Genomic DNA, 16209 nt, shown 5'->3' on the forward strand with positions numbered 1-16209 from the left:
ACGATGAATATATTGCTGCGTCCTAATGAGCTCAGGCAGTGCACGTAATGGAGGCATAGCACGCTGTAGACGTCAGCGCATTCGGAAGCTGTCATGCCTGCTTTTTAAGTAGGCATCGGCAAGCATGTCGATGGTCGCGAGCAGACTATCTATATCTACCAATGTAGTTCGTGGGTTCAACAACGTAATCTTCAATGCTATTAGACCATCGTGGCGGGTGACCCCAAGATTCGCGATGCTCCTATCGAGCAATATCGTCGCGAGATGCCTGTGCAATGCGTCCCGATCAGCATCAGCGAAGAAAGGCCGACGGACCCGGAACAGGACACTCGATAATTGCGAACGGCTAACCAGTTCGAACGACAATGATGTATCGATACAGCTAGCAACCTCGCTTGCTAGATCAATTGCTTGGTCAATCAGTTCCGCATACCGGATGGTTCCGAGACTGCGCAGACTCATCCATAATTTCAGGGCGTCAAATCGACGGGTCGTTTGCAGAGACTTTCCAACCAAATTTTGTATGCCATCCCGATCATCTTCGACCGGGTTCAAATAGTCCGCATGAGTACCCATCAGATCGAAATTTGCCGCATCGCGAACCAGGAATGCGCCGCAACTGATGGTCTGGAAAAATTGTTTGTGGAAGTCGAGTGTGATCGAGTCGGCACGCTCAAGACCTTGCAGGCGATCGCGATGTTTTTGCGATAGGAGTAACGCACCACCCCATGCAGCGTCTACGTGGAGCCAAAGCCCACGAGCCTGTGCAATGTCGGCAAGTGCATTGATAGGATCGATTGCGCCTGTATCCGTCGTACCGGCGGTTGCGACTATGGCAAAGGGTGTCAGCGATTCGCTTGTTAGTCTGTGCAGCGTGCGCTCGACGTCGCCTGCGACCAGTCGCCCTTCGGAGTCGCATGGAACGGATATCGCAGCGCTCCTACCCAGGCCGAGCAAGGACATCGATTGCTGAACTGAAAAGTGGGCCTGGCTCGAACAAATTACAACCATGCGTTTGGCGTCGGCCGAAAGCCCATCCTCCTTGACGTTGACCCCCAAATGAAGCAACGCATAATGATCCCGAGCAAGCAGCAGTCCCATTAAATTGCTTTGCGTACCGCCGCTTGTCAACACGCCAGCGTCGTTTACCGGGTAGCCAATACGCGCTCGGAGTGCGCCGACGAGATGCTGTTCAAGGATCGTGGCCGATGGGCTCTGGTCCCAGGAGTCCATCGACTGGTTAGCTACGTTGATCAACACCTCTGCAGCTTGAGAAGCAAGCGTTGTCGGGCAGTGCAAATGCGCGATGCAGAGCGGATGATGGACCTGTAGCGCGTGGTCAAGAAAACACGCCTTTGCGTCCGCTAAGGATTGCTCGTCGCCGACACCATGTTCGGGAAAGATGTCGTGATCTGACAGTTTCCTCCGCAGCGTATCGGGCTGCGCTCCGTCAAACAGCACACCTGCTTCGAGCCATTGGCTCGCAGTGTCCACCGCCTTTGTCATCAAGAAACGATAGGCTGTCGATCCCTGCTCATCGGCGGTCGTCATTCCTAGAGTCGGCAATTCAAGCATGGTCGATCGACTCCTGCTCGGCATGCATTACCGTTTCCAATGCCGCCTCCAGCCGTTCGATTACGATGACCCCTTCCTGATGTGTCAATGTCAACGGTGGTAGGAGACGCAGGACCGCGCCGTGCCGGCCACCGCGCTCTACAATCAGTTGATTGTCGAAGCAGGCTCGTTGTAGCGCTTGCGATAATCGTGGATGGGGGGGATGGCTGCCAAGTGAATCGACGGGGTGTTCGGTATCAACAATCTCAATACCGAGCATCAGACCACGTCCGCGAATGTCACCTATACATGGGAAGTTTCGCTGCAGGCACACAAGTCTGTGTTCCAGTGCAGTGCCGACCGAAACTACGTTGTCGAGAACGCGTTTCTTAACCATGATGTCAAGCGTTGCTTGTCCGGCGGCCATCGCGAGTTGATTACCTCGAAATGTACCGGCGTGTGCGCCCGGTGACCAAACGTCAAACCCGGCCTGATAGGCCACCAACGATAACGGAAGGCCACCACCTATTGCCTTCGACAGGACGATCATGTCGGGGACGATTTTCGCGTGGTCAAAAGCAAACCATTGCCCGGTACGCCCGACTCCCGCTTGCACCTCATCTAGTATCAGGATGATGCCGTGTCGTTGTGTAACCTCGCGTAGTTTTACCAACCATGGAACTGGCGCGGGAATGACGCCGCCTTCACCTTGGATCGCCTCGACGATAATCGCTGCCGGCTTGGTGACACCGCTCTCGACGTCATCGAGGAAACGCTCGATTAATACGCCCAAGGCAATGGCGGCCGTTTCGCCGCCAATACCGAGCGGGCAACGATAAGAATATGGATATGGCAGGAACTGTATACCCGGCATGAGACCACCAACGGAAGTCTTCGGTCCGAGGTTACCGGTCACGCTCAAGGCTCCATGCGTCATACCGTGGTATGCGCCGCTGAAACTTAGTATGCCGGAACGCCCTGTAGCAATTTTCGCTAGCTTAAGCGCAGCCTCTACGGCGTCGGCACCTGTCGGTCCGCAGAACTGCAGTCGCCAGTCGCCTGGTGAACCCGGAAGTAACTTAAGCACGGTTTCGCAGAATGCATCCTTGACAGGTGTCGTCAGGTCGAGCGTGTGTAGCGGTATCTGGTGATCGAGCACAGTTCGTATTGCACCGATGACTTCCGAATGGTTATGTCCGAGCGCCAAAGTTCCTGCACCCGATAGGCAATCGAGGTACTTTCGACCTTCGACATCAGTAATCCACGCGCCTTGCGCTGACTTAATCGCGATCGGAAATTTATGTGGATAGCTTCTCGCGTTCGACTCAAAGCGAGATTGTCGTTCAAGATAATATGCATTATTAGCTGGCTTGGTTAAACCTTCCATGTTCGTCCTTCCATCTAGTAGTCGAGAAAATCGCCAGCCAGAAGTACAACAGCTGACTAACGAGTGAGAAGAGCCTGACTAATTACATTGCTATGCTGTCTGGACAACCGCCTCCTGACGAGCATATCGATCATTGCAGACAACGGTTTGAACATTCTTAGGATTCACCGCCAAGCACACGACAATCGTGCTCTTTGAACATCCTCCCCAAGCGTTGAAGCAAAAACAACATCAAGACAAACGAGCAAAATACAAGAGCTATAAATATGGAGCGCACACTATACTCAAAAAACGAAAGCAAACTAATAGAAACAATCAAACCTAATATATTTAGTGACGCTATAGTGAAAAGTGCTGGCATCCAAAAATCCCCCATACTTCTTAATGTCATTCGAGTCACAATATAAGCATACTCAAAGACCAAAAATGGTATCGATACTAGAATATTACTCTCAATCAATCGCCTTACCACTTCATCAGACGTATAAAGAAGGGAAATATTTTCCTTTAAAAAAAAGCAAGCTAGCAAAAATGGGATCAACATAACAAACCCAAACACCATCCCTTGAAAGTATGTTTGTTTCAGTAAAGAATATTCTTTTAGCTGATAGTGGCGAGCCGTAATTATACCGGTAGCATTCCCCACTCCAATTGAAATCATGTATAAAATACTCAAAAAATGTAGAGATGCCTGATAGGCAGAAAGGCTTGCATCTCCCAGGTTTTTTGAAACAAATGAAAGAATAAAAAACAAAAGACTTTCACCACCAAAACAAAGTGCTAACGGAAGCCCTTTAAAAAAATAATTTGCATATGTTATTTTCTCGACACTTTGCAAGTACCGAAACCGAAAAACATAGAGATTGATTTTCCTACTAAAAAAAAAAATAACGCTGCTACAGCGAAAAACCATCTCAGGACAACATACGCGAACACGAAATAAATAACATTCGAATACACATCTAGCAGGACAAAAATAGAGCCCATTACAACTAGCGCCAGATTAAAAACCCAAGCATATAGAACCTCATACTTTGTTTTTTTAACAGCATTGAAAAAGTTAAAAACAACAATTTGAACATAAATAGCAGGAATTGAAAACGAGAACACCAGCAGCACTTCGAGCCCGAGATTGTTATCGTTCACAGATGGAAAGTCCGAGACACTAATAACGTAAAGGAGCACTCCAAAAACAATACCACACCCAAATAAAATCGCATATCTGAAGGAAACATTTAAATCAAGCGCAACAACGTTAGCATTTAGATCCGTCGAACCTGCCACATTCACCAGCAAAATTGAGAAAAATCCAATCCCGATAACCGTCAAAAAAGAAACCAATGCCCAAGCCAATGAGGCCTGACTCAGCGAATCAACTATAAAGTGCCCTATGAAAGAAAAATAAAAGAGAGATGCGACCATCTCGCCTAATCTGGAAACTATCAATGCAAAAGAAATTCTGGCAATTTCCATATATCCCCCCCTGCGCAAGCACTACCGGATCTCACCAAGAATGTCTGAATATACGTCGCCTTCCCAATCGGTGGACAACTCCAAACCCAATGAAATTAAAAAAGTAGAGAGAATTTTTCCAAAGATAAAATGCAGAGATAAATTTCTTGCATCAAACGCAGCATAACTGGACAAATTAATTGGCCTACCTTTATTTACGACATTAATCTTCTTGCGATCCAACACAATGGATGAGCCGTCGCCTGCCTCAAAACACTTGATTAACTCCTGATCAAATTCATCATCATAAGAAGTCACAACCGCAATATAACCATTATCCTTCATAGCGCTTACTATTTTTTTTGTGGCGCCATGTTGCCCCGACATCGAAAAGCAATACTCAAAACGGTCAACATTAGCCCCCAACTCAGCATGAGTTAAAACTTCAAACCCTTCTGTAGCTGCCATAAATAGGCGAGCTTTGTCGGTGTCAACGACAACAATATTTATGACACCTCTTTCCCTAAGTCCAAAGCAAAGCGAACGCCCAATTCTGCCGTAGCCAACGACCAATGTAGGCTTATATTTTGACCAATCTGTAACGAAGGAAGGGAGATGCGCCAGCATTATGTTTGCCACCATTACGTTCTCTGCCATCTTGTAGGAATCGTATGCTACTGACTTAAAACACCGCCCCTTATTAAAATAATCAGTATTTTGATATTTTTTATGACCATTGGCGGTATCTTCTAGCACTAGTAGTAATCGTTCACCTAGCAAGGCCGACATTTCATCGATATAGGGAGCAAAGTAACCACCAATATCAAATATTATGACTGGAAAATCAGACTTATCTACAAGACTCAAAATCTCACTGACGGTTTTACCGAATGCCTTTCTATCCCTTGCCTTCATGACTCTGGTCGGATCGTTTATATGCAAAAGTAAATTTGCATTGAGTGATCCTTTCTTAGGAATAAAGTAAATATTCTCAAACATACTCAGCCAGTTGTTACATATACTAAGATTTACTGTCGTTGACAAATGAGAGAAACAAAACACCAAGCAGTCCCCCAATGAATTTCGACCTGACATTTTATGAGAACTTAAAACCTGTCGATAAAAATACTCTGCAATCCTATATGCATTTAAGTAATTCAATCGCTTTGAAGCAGGAGTACCATCTAACAAACCTTCAATATTTTTCATGACAATCCCTTTTACATGAACCTAGAAGCCGCACCCTAATCTAGAAAGCATTGTGAGCACATCAATATAAAGCGACGACAGCCCTCTTAGTTCCTCTAGCGAGCTAAAATTTTTATCATCCGATAGTTTGACCATGCTACTTTCAAGCCTTTCGCGCACTTGAGTACGATCAACAGCCCTTCCATGAATACTCTCCACACTACAAAAACCAAAAGCAGTCCAGTCTATCTCATTACATTCAATCTGTTCGCCAGGTAAACTTAAAGCTATTTTTAGATCTCTTTCTAAAGGACTAAAGCCAAGACTACTGGCTACCATTTGTTCTCGTACTTTGACTACCTCTTCGGCTAGATCACACAATGTCAAAATACCCCACGCGCGAGCATCGCCAATCTTCCCCTCCCTCTCACATTTAAGCGATTTATTCAGTTTTGAAATATAATCATATCGCCCATCTGAACTTTCACTCTCAGCAAGTAATGAAAGGCATTGTCCATACATAGCACCCCTATCTTCCACATGGGAATATAATTCATTTAAAACACGGCAAATGCGCGACTTCATAACTCAACCGCCATTTTGGTCGGAGTATCAAGTAGTATCTTTTTATTTACAATTGGACACACATCAAAGTCATTACCCCCGATAAAAATCGCGGGCACCTTCATAACCCTTGCGAATACCGCCCTTATAAAAAATGCATCTCTATCGCCCCCAAAGAAAATGAAAGCTTCTGGTAAGTTATGGCTATTAAAACTAAAGACAGAGTCAGAAAAACTCAAACATATATTTCCTGCCCCCCACCCCTTCGCCCCTTCTCTAACAATACCAACAGATGTACCTGGAACTTCGCACACCCCATCAGACAATTCAAACATTACACATCCATCTCTATACGCATTCATTTCCTTACGTATCAAATCTTGCTCGTCTATATCAACAAGAATTACATCAACCCCCTGTTCATCTCTAACAAAAACCTGATCATTTTCAAACTGCCGAATCATATTCTTGCTTGCGTCTGAATTTATCACCTTAGCCCTATATAAAAGCTCAGGACCAATCCATCTATGCTTGATAGCCAACCCACCAGAAAATACAAAATTCGAAATTCCGGGTACAACAGAAACCGCCTTAAATAACTCAGTAGCAATAGACAATAAATAGGTGTTTTTTGCGGATTGTAAAAACTCATCACCAAGTATCTTTTCAACAGTTATATCGCTTTTCGACGACAGGTTTGCCAATCCATAAATACCACTCCCCCTGTTGTACATACTTGACAAGCTCTCTGAGTCCAACCCGTATTTAATCATTCTTAATACCAACCCCAAAGGCTGAGTACCAGATCGATTATGCATAATTGGGCCATCGCAAGCAGCAAACTTCATCGTATTATACTTAACCACCCCATCAACTACAGCGGACACACTAACTCCAGAACCAACCTGACAAACAATCCCAGTAAAATTCAGTATGTTATACTTAGCTCTAAGCTCTTCCAGGCATGCCTTTATTGCAAGTCCATGATAGCCATTTGAGTATAATCCATACCTACTAATAATTGATTTTTCGAAAGGAATCTCCCCTGTCACATGCAATGAAAGATCGTCAACTGCGTGATCCCTCACCATAAATTGCATTGCCTTAGGAAAGGTTTTCTTAGTTTCCTGAATAACCGCAAGGCAAAGTGAGTTATGCCTAGAGCTTAGGTAATCATTAAAACCCAAGATTTGCTCTTGATGCTCAGTTAGTTCCTGCACTGTGGGTCCAAACCCAGCAAACTTAACTCTATGACCTATCTTTATTGGCGCTTTCCACTCCAGCAACTCCAAAACCTCCTTGGCCTTGTCAACAATCAAACTAGCTGCCTTGAGTAGATCATCCCCCACATTTACGCTATAGACCTCGCCCTCAACGCCCAGCCCCTTACAATATTTTACTTTTACAGTCTGAGTCAGCAGCCCAATGAAATTAATATTTAGGTCTGCTCTATTTTTACCATTAAATATAGAAATTTTTATTGAAGAACTGCCAACATTTATCGCAACTATAGAAGACGAATCGCTACCAGCTTGCATATTACCTCCTCAATCCCACTCTTTAAGCAGGCTTACCAAAGATGGAGTACCTTGCGCAGCGAAAAACTTTTTTCTAAAGTAGTATTCGCACGTGGATATTTTATGATCCGTCTGTTTTCGATGATTAAATTCATCATTTAGAGCAGAGAGAGATTTTTGTAAAGATGGATACAATTCGCATCTTTTTAGCAGACTCTCGATTGCCAAAAATACCGAATCCATGTAGAGAAGCACCTCTTCAATGTATAGACGACACTCATTCTCTGTAACGGCGCCCTTTCTAGCCAAAGCGAAAAAACTGCTTTTAATCTCATCAAACCCATTTACCCTAAACACGTTTGAGTAAACCCACTTGTGATGCTTATTCGTTATCCCTGTTAAGTAGGTAAAACTCATTGTCGTTTTCAGCATCATTTCTCGTACAATTTCGCACCCCATCCAGAGGTTGCCTGACTGCCAGCAACCTTGAACATCCTGAAACGCATAAAATACTGGGAGCTTTTCACGGTGCGCCACATAAATATGTTTTTCCCGAGGAATTTTAGCTTTTACTTTTTTGAACTTGTCTTCATTCACTAACGCGCATCCAGTTAATGATCTATGAACAACATTATTTTCTCGCTCCGACAGCACCGGATGATATATAAACCGTTGATCAGAGATAATTTCTTCAAATGCTTCCTCAATCTTAACTACGATCTCATCCACCTCAGAAAATGTTATGTAGTCAGTATCAATATGAAGACTTGTACTACCATAAAAATCTGTTGTGTTATGAACCTCATCATCTTCAGTAAGATAATGGTAATTAATATCCGTAACTAATGCATGTTGGCTCGACTCCACATCACTTGCTTTAGGTCTTTCATCGCACAGAACAATACAATCAATATCAGAGTGAGCTGTTCCAATACCCTCGATCAATGTCCCTGACACAATCAAAATATCTGCTATATCAAGACAAACTCTATCTCGCAAATATTTTTTCGAAATCGCAATACTCCCATCCAAGATAGAAATCTCCTTATCCGAAATTTCCGACTGCGACGTTTTCACGAGTATTTCTTTTGTCATAACTCCCCCTGAACAAACCGTTAATTAAGCGCACCTCAAATCAAGCGCCAACTTATGTCGAATGCTCGATTCAATAAAACCAATAACATTTACCCGATAAAAATCACTCAATGACCTTCTGCAAAGCGGCCTCATAAGTCGTCTCAACGAAGAGAGCCAGCGAAGTAGATGGAAGTAGATGGAAGTAGATGCACTCTTGTCGATGCATCGATGAAACATTGATTCGCTATGAACCATGACACTGTAAACCTAGTAGGCAGTCTCGTATTCCGTCAAGAATTTATAAAAATTTCGGAAGTTACTTACAAACCAGAAATACAACGCCTGAATTCCTGCAATACATTTCCCAAAAGCCTGTAAACCATTTCCTACAAGCCATCCTTTTCTCTCTACTATTTAAAATCTGACCATGAACGATCTTCCAGGTGAGACCTGATCGCAAAGAAGAGCAGTTGAAGGAATGAGATTTTCCTTATCGTGAGTGCAGTCTTAAAAAACCACTCCGGTTTTGCGTTGCTTGAATTCAATCCTTGCGAAAGCCCCAATCACTTTTTTGCGAAACTTGCACAAAACATCCACTGCAAAACTGGTTCGGGCAGGGCAGTAATTATCCAATAGAGCAATCGAAAATCATTGATTACCACATAAAAAACCTTCTCGCGATGAGGCCACAATAGTCATATTGAAGTTGAATTTAAGACCGCTTTCTCGAGCAAGCCCGCTCCCACAGGTTTTGTGTCGCCCACCATTTAAATAAAGCCCTCCATCAGACGTTCTACTGGGTATCTGCCTTACGACCCAAGGAACTGCTTGCCATGACCCAGCCCACCCGAGGCGCCATCGGCGAATTACTGGCCCTGTTGAAACCGTTTCGACTGATCGTTGCCACGTCCATTGTCCTGGGCATGGTCGGTGGTCTGAGCGTGACGGTGCTGCTGGCCACCATCAACAACGCGTTGCATTCACCGGACGGCCTGACCCAAGGCGTGGTCGCCCTGTTCGGCGGCCTGTGCCTGCTGGCCCTGGGCAGTTCGATCTGCTCGGACATCGGCACCAACTACGTCGGCCAACACATCATTGCCAAGCTGCGCAAAGAGCTGGGGGAGAAAGTCCTTTCAGCGCCCATCGAACAGATCGAGCGCTATCGCAGCCACCGCTTGATCCCGGTGCTGACCCACGACGTCGACACCATCAGCGATTTCGCCTTCGCCTTCGCGCCGCTGGCGATTTCCCTGACCGTGACCCTCGGCTGCATGGGTTACCTGGCGATGTTGTCGTGGCCGATGTTCCTGATAATGGTGCTGGCGATTGCCATCGGCAGCGGCATCCAGTTCTACGCACAGAGCAAGGGCATCCAGGGTTTCATGGCCGCCCGCGACGCTGAAGACGATTTGCAAAAGCACTACAACGCCATTGCCGGCGGCGCCAAGGAGCTGCGCATCCACCGCCCGCGTCGCCAGCGCATGTTCGTCAAGGGCATCCAGGGCACCGCCGATTTCATCTGCAACACCCAGGTGCGTTCGATCAACACCTTCGTGATCGCCAAGACCCTGGGCTCGATGCTGTTCTTCGTGGTCATTGGCCTGGCGCTGGCCCTGCAATCGCTCTGGCCCAGCGCCGACAAGGCGGTGATGAGCGGCTTCGTGCTGGTGCTGCTGTACATGAAAGGCCCGATCGAGCACTTGGTCAGCACCTTGCCGATCGTGAGTCGGGCGCGCATTGCCTTGCGCCGCATTGCTGATCTGTCGAGCCGGTTTTCCTCGCCCGAGCCGCACCTGCTGCTCAACGACAGCGGCATCCAGCCGACCGTGGTCAACCGTCTGCAGCTGGACAACGTCAGCTACGCCTTCCCCGCCGCACCGGGCAGCGACGCATTTCGATTGGGCCCGGTGAACCTGACTATCGAGCAAGGCGAGATCATTTTCATCGTCGGCGAAAACGGCTGCGGCAAGACCACGCTGATCAAGTTGCTGCTGGGCCTGTACGCGCCGCAACAAGGTTCGATCCTGCTCAACGGCCAGGGCATCGATGCGCAGAACCGCGACGACTACCGCCAGTTATTCACCACGATTTTTGCCGACTACTACCTGTTCGATGACGTGGTGCAGGGTGACCAGCACATTCCCGAAGACGCCAACAAATACCTGCAACGGCTGGAGATTGCGCACAAGGTCAGCGTACAGGACGGCAGCTTCACCACCACCGACCTGTCCACCGGCCAGCGCAAGCGCCTGGCGCTGGTCAATGCCTGGCTGGAAGAACGCCCGGTACTGGTGTTCGACGAATGGGCAGCCGACCAGGACCCGACCTTCCGCCGCATCTTCTACACCGAGCTGCTGCCGGACCTCAAGCGCCTGGGCAAGACCATCATCGTCATCTCCCACGACGACCGCTATTTCGACATGGCCGATCAATTGGTGCGCATGGAATCGGGCCGGGTCGTCACCGAGCGGGCGATCGCCTGACAGCGACAGCTGCACGCAGGTTGTTGTTTTTTGAAGTTTGTTTTCCGGTTTAGCCAAAGTGGTACGTCTAATAATAATTATCATTAACTAAAAAACTGCACACACCATTCTGGAGCGATTCGAGCAATGCAAAGCCCTACTCTGTCCCGCGCACCCTTGGCATTAGCCATCGAACGGCAAAGGAAATTCCGAACGCTCGTGCCGGGCGCACTGTTGACCCTGTTGCTGCTGGGCACTTCCCAGGTCGAAGCCGCCCCGGTGAACGTCAATGTGCCGGTACAGGCGCTGGCCAGTGCATTGCGCCAACTGGGCCAGCAGACCAACCTGCAGATTCTCTACAGCCAGGACATGGTCAACGGCATCCAGTCCACGGCAGTATCCGGCAACATGGAACCGGAACAGGCACTGAAAACCTTGCTGCTGGGGAGCGGCATCAATTTTCAGTTGAATGGCAATACTGTGTCGCTGGTGCCATCGGCCGGTGACACCAGTGCGCTGCAACTGGGTGCGACGTCCATTACCGGCCTGGCGCTGGGGCCGACCACTGAGGGCACGCATTCCTATACCAGCGATGAAGTCAGCATCGGCAAGGGCAACATCAAGCTCAAGGACATCCCGCAGTCGGTGTCCGTCGTCACGCGCCAGCGCATGGACGACCAGAACTTGAACAGCCTGCAGGACGCCCTGCGCCAGGTCACTGGCGTGACCATCAAGACCTACAACTCCGGCTCCAGCCTCAACGACATCTTTATGCGTGGTTTCCTCGTTGACCAGGTGCAGGTCGACGGCGTCTCGCAACCCACCGGCCAGGGCGACATGGCCACCAGCTTCGACCTGGCGATGTACGACCGCATCGAAGTGCTGCGCGGCCCGTCGGGCCTGTACCAGGGCGCAGGCGAACCCGGCGGTACGATCAACGTGGTGCGCAAGCGCGCCCTGAGCAAGTTCGCCCTCGGTGGCGAACTGGCCGCCGGCTCTTACGATCGCTACCGTTCTTCGGTGGACGTCACCGGCCCGTTGAACGACCAGGGCACCGTGCGCGGTCGCTTCATCACCGCCTACGAGAACAACAAGTCCTTCGTCGACCACGCGCAGAACGAACGCCCGATGGTCTACGGTCGCCTGGAGTTCGACCTCGGCCCGGTCACCACCCTGTCGGTCGGCGGCGCTTACCAGAAAAACAACTCCACTCCGGCCTTCGGCTTGCCGGCCTACGCCGACGGATCATTGCTCGACGTGCCGCGCTCGACCTTCGTCGATGCCAAGTGGAACACCCTCAACGAAAAAGTCTGGGAAACCTTCGCCGAACTCGACCACGAACTGGACAACGGCGGCCAGTTCAAGACCACCCTGACCTACCGCGACGCCGAAACCCCGGAGCGTAACTTCACCTGGGCCGACGGCGCGGTCGACCCGGCCACGGGTGACAGCTGGGCCGTGGCGTACGACTACTACACCCACATCAAGACCATCGGTGTCGACAGCTTCGTCACCACGCCATTCGAGTTCGCCAATCGCCGGCACGAGTTCACCCTGGGCGCCGAGTACCAGCATCTGGACAAGGACTTCACCTACGGCGGCGGCGAGTACTTCCCGATCAACGTGTTCGATCCGGGCAGCATCGACATTCCCCACAACGACTATGCGCACGTCAACGGCAACTGGTCCAAGTCCGATCAGTACGGCCTCTACACCCGCGCCAAGTTCAACGTCACCGACTGGCTCGATGTCCTCGGCGGCAGCCGCGTAACCTGGTACGAAAGCGATGCGAAGAATGCCAACGCCTTCTTCAACAACTTCGGCGAAGCCCACACCAGCATCAACCGCAAGGTCGTGCCGTACGGCGCCGTCATCGGCAAGATTACCCCGGAGCTGTCGACCTACTTCAGCTACACCGGCGTGTTCAAGCCGCAGAGCGAAATCGGTACCGACGGCGAGCCGGTCGGCCCGCGCGAAGGCAAGCAGTACGAGATTGGCCTCAAGCGCGAATTCTACGACGGTCGCCTGAACGCCAGCATCGCCGCCTTCCGCATCTACGATGAAAACCGCGCCGAATACGACAACACCTCCGGAGCCTACATGACCGAGGGCAAGGCCCGCAGCGAGGGCTGGGAAACCGAGCTGAGCGGCAACCTGACCGAGAACTGGAGCATCGTCACCGGTTACGCCTACACCTCCACCAAGTTCCTGGACGGCGATCAGGCCAACAAAGGCAAGACCTTCAGCACCATCACCCCCAAGCACAACTACAACTTGTGGACCAAGTACGAGTTCACCGACGGACCGCTCAAGAATTTCAGCGTCGGCGGCGGCGTGCGTGCCGTCAGCGAAACTTACTTCCAGCGTGATGTGAAGTTCAGACAAGGCGGCTTTGCCATCGCCACGGCCCAGGTCGGCTACAAGTTCAACGAGAACCTGTCGTCGACACTGACCGCCAACAACCTGTTCGACCGCAAGTACTACGACCGCGTCGATGCCTCCTGGGGCACCAATTTCTACGGCGACCCGCGCACCGTGACCCTGAGCCTGCGCGCGCAGTACTGATGCAACAAAAAACCGGGCCACTGTAGGAGCGAGCTTGCTCGCGATGGTCGTTAACGATAACGCGTGTTTACTGGCTAAACGCAGCGTTCTTGAGTCCATCGCGAGCAAGCTCGCTCCTACAGTGGCCCGGTTGTGTTTTCGGCTTCAGGATTCGACCTGACGGTCGTGCGCGGCAGCCCTGAGTTGCTCGGTATCGACGCGGACAAAAGTGGAGTCCCCGACAGCAGTCAGGACATCCCCGGCGAAGACCTCACAGATGACGCGACTTTTACGCCCGACATCGCCCTCGACTTTTGCACGCAGTGTCAGGCGCACTCCCATCGGCGTGGGCTTGATGAACTTGATACCCAGGTTACCGGTGACACAGTTGATGTGGGGCAAACTGCCCACTTCGCGTTGTTCTGCCCGGTAGTGATAAGCCATCGCGGCCCAGTTGGAGTGGCAATCCACCAGCATCGCGATCAAACCGCCATAAACCAGATCCGGCCACCCGCAAAACTTGTCATCCGGCATATGCTCCGCCATGACATGCACCCCGTCTTCATGCCAGAAGCTCTTGATGTGCAGCCCGTGCGGATTTTGGCTGCCGCAGCCATAACAAACCCCTTCAGGCGCGGCGATGTCTTGAAGCGAAGTGTTCTGCGTGGTCATACCGTGTTCATCCTTAATACCGGGGGCGAATCGTCGAGGTTCAAAGCGGACCGGGTCGCTCCGGTGCGCAACGGCTGATCAATAAGGAGGAGATGCTTTCACCTTTCCCAGCGGGAGCGAGCGGCGGGCGGCATCGGGCCGTAGTGATCATACACAGCCGTTACTGGGCGAAAAAGTCGGTTAGGCACTTCAAGAGCGATGTCCCATTGTCTATGGGACATCCATCAGTGACTTCATGTGCGTCGCAAAATCATCCTGTATCGGCCGGAATCCGCAGCGAAGGTAAAAAGCAGCGCCCTCGGGTGTGTCCGTGGACAGTCGCACAAGGCGGAAATGCTCAGACGCCATTTCCAGCAGTTGCTGCACCAACGCTTTACCCACGTTCTGGCCCCTTGATGCACGTGCGACGTAGACCCGCCGTAATCGCCCTGCATCCGGTTCGGCAAATGGGTCTGATGAAAGACCTCCTATGGCAATCAGCCGCCCGTTGCGGAACGCCCCGAAAAGACACTCACCCTGCTGATCGAATCGATTGGCACCGCTTTCCCATTCCGCAATCAACCGGGTGAGGAACCTGAAGCCTTCTGCAACGGCCTCAGCTTCCAGCTCGCGGATTTGCGGCGCGAGCCCAGTGATTTTACATATCACCAATTCGTTCATTGACGTGACTATGTTCTGGCTGCTGCCTGGCTTGTCTGCACGGGTCACTTCAAGTCTGAGACTCGCACTCTGGAGCGTTTACGGGTGTGCACAGCTCAACCAGCGTTCCGTCAGGGCATCGAACGTAAGACACGGTTTGCCCCCAGGGCTTGGTAGTCGGAGCAGCGATTTCGCTAGCGCCTGCTTGAATCGCTTTGGCATGGGCCGCGGGGACATCCTCGGTCACCAGCCCGACTTCGATGCCTAACGGTTTGAGGGATGAGTGCGCCGGGACATGGCCGGTGCTGAAGTTCGATGCGGCCAGTTCATCGGCGGCGAATGCCAGCGCGGTTTCGCCGGTTTCCAGTTCGCCATAGGTGCCGGACTCATGGATGAACCGAACGCTGAGGCCGAAGGCCGATGAGAAGAACTTGAGAGAGGCCTCTACATCCTTGACGTAGATGATCAGGTAGCCAAATTTCATGAACGAACACTCCTTGTCGTGCCAATCGAGCGGTGAATCTAGCAGCATTGAGTGATATGTCGAGGGAGACAAAACCGAAAAACCCATCAGATGTTTCCTGTGTATTTTTTCGAAACACAACGAGGGCAGGAATCAGATCATCGCTGATAAACACTACTCTGCCACGCTTGTTTAGGTGGCTGTACGCAGGGCGCTTCGGCGCGCCGGTAAATGCTGATATCCCCGGTCTACTAACCTGCGTCCAGCCGCCCCCCTTCTTTTAGTAGAGAAGATTGAGCGGCTCCATTCAGGAGTAATCAGCTTATGTTCAAAGTACCACCCAATCCCCCGGACACCGATCCGGCCTCCCCGTACGAAAGCCCCGACTCCAAACAATTCCACGAAGCCGCCGAGCGCGCGCTCGATTACTACCTCAACCCTGGCCCTAAAATCATGGCCAACGATCTGGTGGATCATCTGGAGGGGACAAGCCGCAATGCCCTGCTGGGGATGGCGCAGGTGATCATGCTGGGGGAACTTGCGGTGAAAGCGCTCACCTGTGGCGAGGGAGCTTGCTCCCGCTGGGCTGCGAAGCGGCCCCAAAATCGGCTATCGCGGTGACTCAGACATACCGCGTTGTTCGGGTTTACGACTGCTGCGCAGCCGAGCGGGAGCAAGCTCCCTCGCCAC

At 50.6% G+C, this 16209-nt stretch carries 14 protein-coding genes; 3 read left to right on the top strand and 11 right to left on the bottom strand.

What is annotated here, in order from left to right; all coding sequences use genetic code 11:
- Window positions 1-72 precede the first annotated feature (72 nt).
- From AC07XF_RS14200 to AC07XF_RS14235, 8 genes are all read right to left on the bottom strand, one after another.
- Window positions 73-1575, bottom strand: coding sequence for a pyridoxal phosphate-dependent decarboxylase family protein (locus tag AC07XF_RS14200; protein WP_495026986.1), 1503 nt, complete (start codon window positions 1573-1575; stop codon window positions 73-75).
- Window positions 1568-2941 carry a diaminobutyrate--2-oxoglutarate transaminase family protein gene (locus tag AC07XF_RS14205; protein ID WP_495026987.1) on the bottom strand — a complete coding sequence of 458 codons (1374 nt, stop codon included), beginning with the start codon at window positions 2939-2941 and terminating at the stop codon, window positions 1568-1570. The genes AC07XF_RS14200 and AC07XF_RS14205 overlap by 8 nt, the downstream gene beginning before the upstream one ends.
- Before the next feature lie 157 nt (window positions 2942-3098).
- On the bottom strand, window positions 3099-3779 hold the full coding sequence (locus tag AC07XF_RS14210; protein WP_495026988.1) for an MATE family efflux transporter: 681 nt from the start codon (window positions 3777-3779) through the stop codon (window positions 3099-3101).
- Window positions 3758-4414: a hypothetical protein gene (locus AC07XF_RS14215; RefSeq protein ID WP_495026989.1), complete on the bottom strand. Its 657-nt coding sequence runs from the start codon at window positions 4412-4414 to the stop codon at window positions 3758-3760. Before AC07XF_RS14215 ends, AC07XF_RS14210 begins: the two co-directional genes overlap by 22 nt.
- 21 nt (window positions 4415-4435) lie before the next feature.
- Window positions 4436-5602, bottom strand: coding sequence for an NAD-binding protein (locus tag AC07XF_RS14220; protein ID WP_495026990.1), 1167 nt, complete (start codon window positions 5600-5602; stop codon window positions 4436-4438).
- A 21-nt stretch (window positions 5603-5623) separates the two neighbouring features.
- On the bottom strand, window positions 5624-6166 hold the full coding sequence (locus tag AC07XF_RS14225; RefSeq protein WP_495026991.1) for a hypothetical protein: 543 nt from the start codon (window positions 6164-6166) through the stop codon (window positions 5624-5626).
- The gene (locus AC07XF_RS14230) at window positions 6163-7683 is read right to left on the bottom strand and encodes a hypothetical protein (RefSeq protein ID WP_495026992.1); all 1521 of its coding nucleotides are present in this window, start codon (window positions 7681-7683) and stop codon (window positions 6163-6165) included. The genes AC07XF_RS14225 and AC07XF_RS14230 overlap by 4 nt, the downstream gene beginning before the upstream one ends.
- A gap of 9 nt (window positions 7684-7692) precedes the next feature.
- The gene (locus tag AC07XF_RS14235; RefSeq protein WP_495026993.1) at window positions 7693-8739 is read right to left on the bottom strand and encodes a hypothetical protein; all 1047 of its coding nucleotides are present in this window, start codon (window positions 8737-8739) and stop codon (window positions 7693-7695) included.
- An 833-nt stretch (window positions 8740-9572) separates the two neighbouring features.
- Between AC07XF_RS14235 and AC07XF_RS14240 the strand changes: the two genes are divergently transcribed.
- Window positions 9573-11222 (top strand): cyclic peptide export ABC transporter, encoded by a 1650-nt coding sequence (locus tag AC07XF_RS14240; protein ID WP_495026994.1) that lies wholly within the window; start codon window positions 9573-9575, stop codon window positions 11220-11222.
- Between the two features lie 126 nt (window positions 11223-11348).
- Window positions 11349-13766, top strand: coding sequence for a TonB-dependent siderophore receptor (locus AC07XF_RS14245; protein ID WP_495026995.1), 2418 nt, complete (start codon window positions 11349-11351; stop codon window positions 13764-13766).
- A gap of 144 nt (window positions 13767-13910) precedes the next feature.
- Here AC07XF_RS14245 and AC07XF_RS14250 read toward each other — a convergent pair whose 3' ends face one another.
- The 3 genes from AC07XF_RS14250 to AC07XF_RS14260 all read right to left on the bottom strand — a co-directional run bounded on the left by AC07XF_RS14250 (window position 13911) and on the right by AC07XF_RS14260 (window position 15540).
- Window positions 13911-14417, bottom strand: a complete 507-nt coding sequence (locus tag AC07XF_RS14250) for a PaaI family thioesterase (RefSeq protein WP_495026996.1) — start codon at window positions 14415-14417, stop codon at window positions 13911-13913.
- Window positions 14418-14627: 210 nt separating this feature from the next.
- Window positions 14628-15077 carry a GNAT family N-acetyltransferase gene (locus AC07XF_RS14255; protein WP_495026997.1) on the bottom strand — a complete coding sequence of 150 codons (450 nt, stop codon included), beginning with the start codon at window positions 15075-15077 and terminating at the stop codon, window positions 14628-14630.
- Between the two features lie 49 nt (window positions 15078-15126).
- A complete protein-coding gene (locus tag AC07XF_RS14260; protein ID WP_495026998.1) occupies window positions 15127-15540 on the bottom strand; it encodes a VOC family protein in 414 nt (137 codons plus the stop codon).
- A gap of 303 nt (window positions 15541-15843) precedes the next feature.
- Here AC07XF_RS14260 and AC07XF_RS14265 point away from each other — a divergent pair, with 303 nt between their 5' ends.
- Window positions 15844-16140 carry a hypothetical protein gene (locus AC07XF_RS14265; protein ID WP_495026999.1) on the top strand — a complete coding sequence of 99 codons (297 nt, stop codon included), beginning with the start codon at window positions 15844-15846 and terminating at the stop codon, window positions 16138-16140.
- Window positions 16141-16209: the final 69 nt, after the last annotated feature.

The sequence above is a fragment of the Pseudomonas sp. GW821-FHT01C01 genome (genome assembly GCF_059422645.1).

Excerpts from the sequence above, each read along its gene's own strand:
- AC07XF_RS14215 (WP_495026989.1), bottom strand. The coding sequence starts at position 4,414 with ATGGAAATTGCCAGAATTTCTTTTGCATTGATAGTTTCCAGATTAGGC.
- AC07XF_RS14265 (WP_495026999.1), top strand. The coding sequence starts at position 15,844 with ATGTTCAAAGTACCACCCAATCCCCCGGACACCGATCCGGCCTCCCCG.
- AC07XF_RS14245 (WP_495026995.1), top strand. The coding sequence starts at position 11,349 with ATGCAAAGCCCTACTCTGTCCCGCGCACCCTTGGCATTAGCCATCGAA.
- AC07XF_RS14250 (WP_495026996.1), bottom strand. The coding sequence starts at position 14,417 with ATGACCACGCAGAACACTTCGCTTCAAGACATCGCCGCGCCTGAAGGG.
- AC07XF_RS14225 (WP_495026991.1), bottom strand. The coding sequence starts at position 6,166 with ATGAAGTCGCGCATTTGCCGTGTTTTAAATGAATTATATTCCCATGTG.
- AC07XF_RS14230 (WP_495026992.1), bottom strand. The coding sequence starts at position 7,683 with ATGCAAGCTGGTAGCGATTCGTCTTCTATAGTTGCGATAAATGTTGGC.
- AC07XF_RS14255 (WP_495026997.1), bottom strand. The coding sequence starts at position 15,077 with ATGAACGAATTGGTGATATGTAAAATCACTGGGCTCGCGCCGCAAATC.
- AC07XF_RS14220 (WP_495026990.1), bottom strand. The coding sequence starts at position 5,602 with ATGAAAAATATTGAAGGTTTGTTAGATGGTACTCCTGCTTCAAAGCGA.
- AC07XF_RS14260 (WP_495026998.1), bottom strand. The coding sequence starts at position 15,540 with ATGAAATTTGGCTACCTGATCATCTACGTCAAGGATGTAGAGGCCTCT.
- AC07XF_RS14240 (WP_495026994.1), top strand. The coding sequence starts at position 9,573 with ATGACCCAGCCCACCCGAGGCGCCATCGGCGAATTACTGGCCCTGTTG.
- AC07XF_RS14200 (WP_495026986.1), bottom strand. The coding sequence starts at position 1,575 with ATGCTTGAATTGCCGACTCTAGGAATGACGACCGCCGATGAGCAGGGA.
- AC07XF_RS14205 (WP_495026987.1), bottom strand. The coding sequence starts at position 2,941 with ATGGAAGGTTTAACCAAGCCAGCTAATAATGCATATTATCTTGAACGA.